The organism is Salinispora sp. H7-4 (assembly GCF_013416675.1).
GTDB classification, from domain to species: domain Bacteria; phylum Actinomycetota; class Actinomycetes; order Mycobacteriales; family Micromonosporaceae; genus Micromonospora; species Micromonospora vitiensis.
The window spans coordinates 605,084-610,711 of sequence record NZ_JABZED010000003.1 but is presented as its reverse complement, the minus strand read 5'-3'; the positions used below and the strand labels follow the sequence as shown (position 1 = coordinate 610,711).

The following is a 5,628-nucleotide window of genomic DNA, read 5'->3' as shown; positions in this document are numbered from 1 at the left end:
CGGGCCGCCGCCGTTGACCAGTTCCGGATCCTCACCGTTGGCGTCGGCGGTGATCTCACCCTCAACAAGCTGACCATCACCGGCGGACAGACCGACGACACCGACGGCGGCGGGATCCTCGTCAACGCCGGCGGCCAACTCACCGCGAGGCACAGCGCCATCACCCGCAACATCGCTGGGGAGAATGGCGGCGGCATCGCCAGCTTCGGTGTCACGGTTCTCGAACACGCAACCGTTAGTCGCAACATTTCCGACGGTGGTGGCGGCGGTGTCTTCAATTTCGACGGAAACTTGAAGATCTTCAAGTCAGAGTTGAGGGCGAACGTCGCCAGTAGTGGTGGGGCCGTGTCAAGCACCGGACCTGATGCCGTGGTGACGGTGGCGGGGAGCCGACTTGTGAAGAATGACGCAACTGGCCGGGCCGGGGGGCTGCTGATTCTGGGGGACGGTATTGGCGTGGTTTCCGATACTGAGATCACCGGTAATACCGCAACGGCATATGGCGGAATGTACGCGGACGGGCAAGCTACCCTGCGCAAGGTGAAGCTCATGGATAACGCCTCCACGATTGATGAGGCAGGCGGGCTCTTCGTCACGGCCGGATCCGCTGTCGTGATCGAGAAGAGCTTCATAAAGGGTAACTTTTCGGCGGACACCGGCGGCGGGGTGCACAACGTCGGAGAACTGGTGATCCGGGAGACGAAAATTATCGACAACCTGGCCAATCAGGGTGGCGGAATCTACAATGCCGGGGGCATGATCAGCCTGTTCGACACGCAGATTGTCAAAAACACGGCCGTGGTCGACGGCGGGGGTATCTTCAACGCGATGGGCGGCACGGTCGAGTTGAACACCGCTACTGGCACCATCGTGGTCAAGAACCGTCCAAACAATTGCGTCCTCGTTCCCGGTTGCGCCGGGTAGCGATCCGAGCGCATTGGATCCTGGGGTCCCGTTCCTGCCGGATGTGGCGGTTCGGGACCTCCGCTTTTCCACCATCCGTGCCTGCGGGGCAGGGATTGGCTCGACCCTGTGGTCCGAAACCGCTGCGTCGGGGCCGTTAGGCTCCCGGCATGACCGATCTACCGCTGGTTGAGGACGCGTTCGCAGTACCGGAGGCGCTGGTGGCCCACGGGTTGCGGCTTGAGTTGCTCGGGCCGCAGCACAACGAGGCGGATCACGCCGCCTGGATGTCGAGCATCGAGCACATCCGGTCAATGCCGGGCTTCGACCAGGGTTGGCCGCCGGTGGCCGGGATGACGCTCGCCGAGAACCACGAGGACCTGGTGGGGCATGCGCAGCGGTCGCGGCAGCGGGTGGACTTCGCGTACTCGGTCATCGAGATCGCCACCGGAGACGTGGTCGGCTGCGTCTATTTTGAGCCGTCGCCGATGGGGGAGCAGGAGGTGGCGGCCTCGTCGTGGGTGACCGCTGCCCGAGCGGAACTGGATGCTCCGCTGACCGAGATCGTGGGAGCCTGGCTGCGAGACGTGTGGCCGTTCGCGGTCGTCCACTACCGCCGCGGTGCGGTGCCGGTGACGATCCGCCAGAGCCCCGGACGGCCGGTGGGGTAGGGGTCTACGGCTGGTCGCGCCACTCCTCGGCCAGCAGGGCGTACGTGCAGCCGTCCACCCAGCCCAACTCGGCGTGCCAGGAGTCGCCGACCCCGTGCTGCTCCCGCCGCATGCCGAGCTTTTCGAGGAGGCGCACCGAGGGGAGGTTGTCCGCGTAGCAGCCAGCGGTGATCCGACGTACGCCCAACCGGTCGAAGGAGTACGTGACCATCGCCGTGACCGCCTCGGTCGCGTAGCCGTGGCCGCCGTACCCCGGGTCGAAGATGTAGCCGATCTCGGCCTCCGTGTTCGGCGGAGTGCCGGGCTGCCCCATACCGTCGCGCACGTCGAGCGAGACCGTCCCGATGACGACGCCGTCGCGGGTCACCGCCACGCTGTGGTCGTTGGGGTCTTCCGCGGAGCGTCGCCACCTCGCCCGGAAGGCGGCAGGATCGACCTCGGGGCGTAGTAGCCAGCGGCTGACCTCCGGCAGGTTGCGGTACTCCAGGATGTGGTCGATGTCATCGTCGCGTACCGGCCGAAGCTCGAGGCGGTCGGTCCGGAGGTTCGTGCCTGCCATGGCATAGGACAGTAGCGAACGACGCGCCGCTGGTGCGATGGCGCCGGCCTGGCCGAACTTGGTCCCGAGCAGGTCAAGAGACCACCCAGTTGCGCCAGCCCGACCCGCGGGCCGAAGTGGGACCGCCGTCGGCCCTACCCGCGCTGGCCTTCCGGCTGCCCGTCGCCACGCTGGCCGGATCGACCATCGGCCACGCCACCGTCGGAGGCGTTGGTGATACCGATCCGTTCCAGGCGTTCTCGCACTTCGGTCGCGTGCTGCTGGGCGATGGTCATGTCAGCTCCAGCGGCCTGAAGTAGTTCGACGGTTGGCTGGCTGACGCCGTACGGATCTGCCAGCGCCACCCCGGCCTGGATGCCGAGCAACACCGGGTCGTCGGTGATTGCCCGTACCGCGGCAACGGCCACCTCCTGCGGCAGGCCCCGACCTTCACCGATGCTGTAGCGGTTGGCCGTGCCGGCCAGCTCTGCCAGGAGCAACCGCTGCGGCTGCGGCAGCGACGGCATGTACACCATCCCGTGACCGTACCCAGATAGGGACCCCGAGAACCCCGGACCGGCTGATTTTTCGCCAACCGCGCCGGCCATTCGGATGGCCGGTTGGCGCGGTCCGTCGTGGCGGGTCCGTCCTGGTGCGGGTCCGTCCTGGTACGGGGTCGGAAGTGGGCACGCCCAGTAGGAAGCGGGCCGTCCGGGAGGAAGTGGGCGGTCCAGGAGTGGGCCCGTTTCCCACCGGCTACCGGCGGGAAACGGGCCCTCGTGGATCTGCGGATCGCTATCCGGCGCAGCCGGGTACGTTGACGCAGTTGTCGGGTCGGTTCTTGATCACGATGGTGCCGGTGGCGGTGTTGAGGTTCACCGTGCCGGCGGCGTTGAAGATGCCGCCACCGTTGGTGGTGGCGATGTTCTCGACCACCTTCGTGGTGAAGAGGCTGATCGTGCCTTCGTTGTAGATGCCGCCGCCCTGGTCGGCCTGATTACCGTTGACCTTGGTGCGCCGCAAGACCGTTTCCCCTGCGTTGTAGATCCCCCCGCCAACCGAGCCCGTATTGGTGTTGTTCTTGATGAAGCTGTCCTCGAGGACGGCGAAACTGTCCAACGCCACGAACAAGGCACCGCCGAGGGCTGATGCGGTGTTGTTGGTCAGGCTGACGTGCCGCATGGTGAGCTGTCCGTTGTTCTCGGCCCGGGCGGCACCGCCGCCACTGCTGCGGGCCGTGTTTCCGGTGATTTCGGTGCCGGTCACCGTGCCGATGCCGCCGGAGACGTACAGCCCACCGGTGTTGTCCGCGAAGTTGCCGGAGATGCTGCCGCCCTTGACGGTGACGGTGCTGTTGAGTGCGGACACGCCGCCGCCGTTGCCACCGGTGACGGTGTTGTTGTCGATGTGGGACTTGACGATCTCCAGTAGGCCGGTGCTGTAGATGCCGCCACCTGCTTCGGCGGCGGTGTTGCGGTCGACGGTGGAGTACTTGACCCAGGTGGTGCCGTTGTTGGCGATGCCGCCCCCCGAGCCGCCGGCGATGTTGCGGGTGATGGTGGTGTGGTGGGTGGTCAGCGCTCCGCCGGCGTTGACGAGGATCCCGCCGCCGTCTTCGTCGTCGGTTTGTCCGCCGGTGATGGTGAGTTTGTTGAGGGTGAGGTCGCCGCCGACGTCGACGGTGAGGATGCGGAACTGGTCAACGGCGGCGGCCCGTTCGATGGTGGTGTGTTTGCCGCCGTTGAGGGTGATCGGGGTGACGATCATCGGTAGCCCTGCGCCGTCGATGTCGGCGGTGAGTAGGTAGGTGCAGTCCTTGGCGAGGTCGAGTACGGCGCCGCCGCGGGCGTTGGCCAGGGTGATTGCGGCGATCAACGCGTCGGCGTCACACGGGACCGGGATACCTGTCGGCTTCTTCTCCGAATCCTTACCCCTGTCATCCCGCTTGCCCGCTTCCTGCGTGCCGCGGTCACCGCCGCGGTCATCGGCGGCGGTCAGCGGGCGCCCCAGCGCGCCCGCGGCCGGGCCGGCGGCGACACCGACGGTGCCCAGGGCCAGACCGGTCACCCCGGCCAACCCCACCATCCACCACCGTGACCTCGCCCGACCCCCGCCCGGCCGTACCGGCCCCTGGGTGTGGTCCTGGTACCTCATCGTGAACTCGATGCCCTTCCCCCGTGAACGACAAGGAACCGCCACCTGCAGTTACGGGGCGGCTCCTTGGCTACCGACCGGCGGTAGCAGCCACTCGCAAACCTAAACCGACACCAAACCCAGACGAACACAAACACGAATAGAATACCTGAAACGGGAAGGCTTCGCTGGTGGTGCTCCGGTGGGCGCGCTGTAGTCCACGCCAGAGAGGATCTGCGGGAAGGTCGGGGCACAAGGACCTTGTGGGCCTCCCCGCCGTGCCCAGGCGCCGTCGTCGCAGGGCAGTGAAGAAGCGTGTGGTGCCGCTGGGGCTGGAGATCATCGCGCCGGGTCCAGACTCAGGACGGGTCCGTGTTCGTGACGCGATCTCGAATGACGATCGGGGAGGGCCCGTTCCGACCGGTTGACGGCGGGAACGGGCCCTCTGGAATCCGTTGATCGCTATCCGGCGCAGCCGGGAACGTCGACGCAGTTGTTGGGTCGGTTCTTGATCACGATGGTGCCGGTGGCGGTGTTGAGGTTCACCGTGCCGTTGTTGTTGTAGATGCCTCCGCCGTCGGTGGTGGCGATGTTCTCGACCACCTTGGTGGTGAAGAGGCTGATCGTACCGTCGTTCTGGATGCCGCCACCCTGGCTCGCCTGGTTGCCGATCACCTTGGTGTGTCGCAGCACCGTCTGCCCAGCGTTGAAGATTCCTCCACCGGAAGCCGAGGTCACGTTGTTTTTGATGGCGCTGTATTCGATGGTGGCGAAGCTTTCCCCTTCCTCGGTTCCGGAGACGAACAAGCCGCCGGCGAGGACGGTTGCGGTGTTGTCCGCCAGCTCGGCCTTCCGCATCGTCAGCTGGCTCCCGACGCCGGCTCGGATACCACCACCGCTACCACTGCTGGTGTTTCCGGTGATTCGGGTGCCGGTGACCGTTCCGATGGAGGTGGACAGGAACATCCCTGCCCCGTTGGCTCCCTGGTTGCCGGAGATGCTGCCGCCCTTGACGGTGACGGTGCTGTTGGTCGAGAAGATGCCGCCACCGCCGTCGCCACTGGTGTTGTTGTCGATGTGGGACTTGACGATCTCCAGTAGGCCGGTGCTGTAGATGCCGCCACCTGCTTCGGCGGCGGTGTTGCGGTCGACTGTGGAGTACTTGATGCGGGTGGTGCCGGAGTTGGCGATGCCGCCGCCCGAGCCGCCGGCGATGTTGCGGGTGATGGTGCTGTGGTGGGTGGTCAGCGCTCCGCCGGCGTTGACGAGGATCCCGCCGCCGTCATCGTCGCTGGTCTGTCCGCCGGTGATGGTCAGCTTGTTGAGGGTGAGATCACCGCCGACGCCAACGGTGAGGATCCGGAACTGGTCAACGGCGGCGGC

Annotated in this window: 6 protein-coding genes; 2 read left to right on the top strand and 4 right to left on the bottom strand. The window is 66.3% G+C overall.

Annotation, left to right across the window (positions count from 1 at the left end):
- Window positions 1–924, top strand: a 924-nt coding sequence (locus H0524_RS04825; RefSeq protein WP_255435766.1) for a right-handed parallel beta-helix repeat-containing protein, incomplete at its 5' end; no start/stop codon positions are given.
- A gap of 149 nt (window positions 925–1,073) precedes the next feature.
- Complete coding sequence (locus H0524_RS04820; protein WP_180197531.1) at window positions 1,074–1,574, top strand: N-acetyltransferase; 501 nt, start codon at window positions 1,074–1,076, stop codon at window positions 1,572–1,574.
- Between the two features lie 4 nt (window positions 1,575–1,578).
- On the opposite strand, the gene H0524_RS04815 is transcribed toward H0524_RS04820, so the two are convergent.
- From H0524_RS04815 to H0524_RS04800, 4 genes are all read right to left on the bottom strand, one after another.
- On the bottom strand, window positions 1,579–2,133 hold the full coding sequence (locus H0524_RS04815) for a GNAT family N-acetyltransferase (protein WP_180197530.1): 555 nt from the start codon (window positions 2,131–2,133) through the stop codon (window positions 1,579–1,581).
- Between the two features lie 134 nt (window positions 2,134–2,267).
- Window positions 2,268–2,648 carry a hypothetical protein gene (locus tag H0524_RS04810; protein ID WP_180197529.1) on the bottom strand — a complete coding sequence of 127 codons (381 nt, stop codon included), beginning with the start codon at window positions 2,646–2,648 and terminating at the stop codon, window positions 2,268–2,270.
- A 259-nt stretch (window positions 2,649–2,907) separates the two neighbouring features.
- A complete protein-coding gene (locus H0524_RS04805; protein ID WP_180197619.1) occupies window positions 2,908–4,194 on the bottom strand; it encodes a right-handed parallel beta-helix repeat-containing protein in 1,287 nt (428 codons plus the stop codon).
- Between the two features lie 513 nt (window positions 4,195–4,707).
- Window positions 4,708–5,628: right-handed parallel beta-helix repeat-containing protein (locus tag H0524_RS04800; protein WP_255435765.1), on the bottom strand; the 921-nt coding region annotated here is incomplete at its 5' end.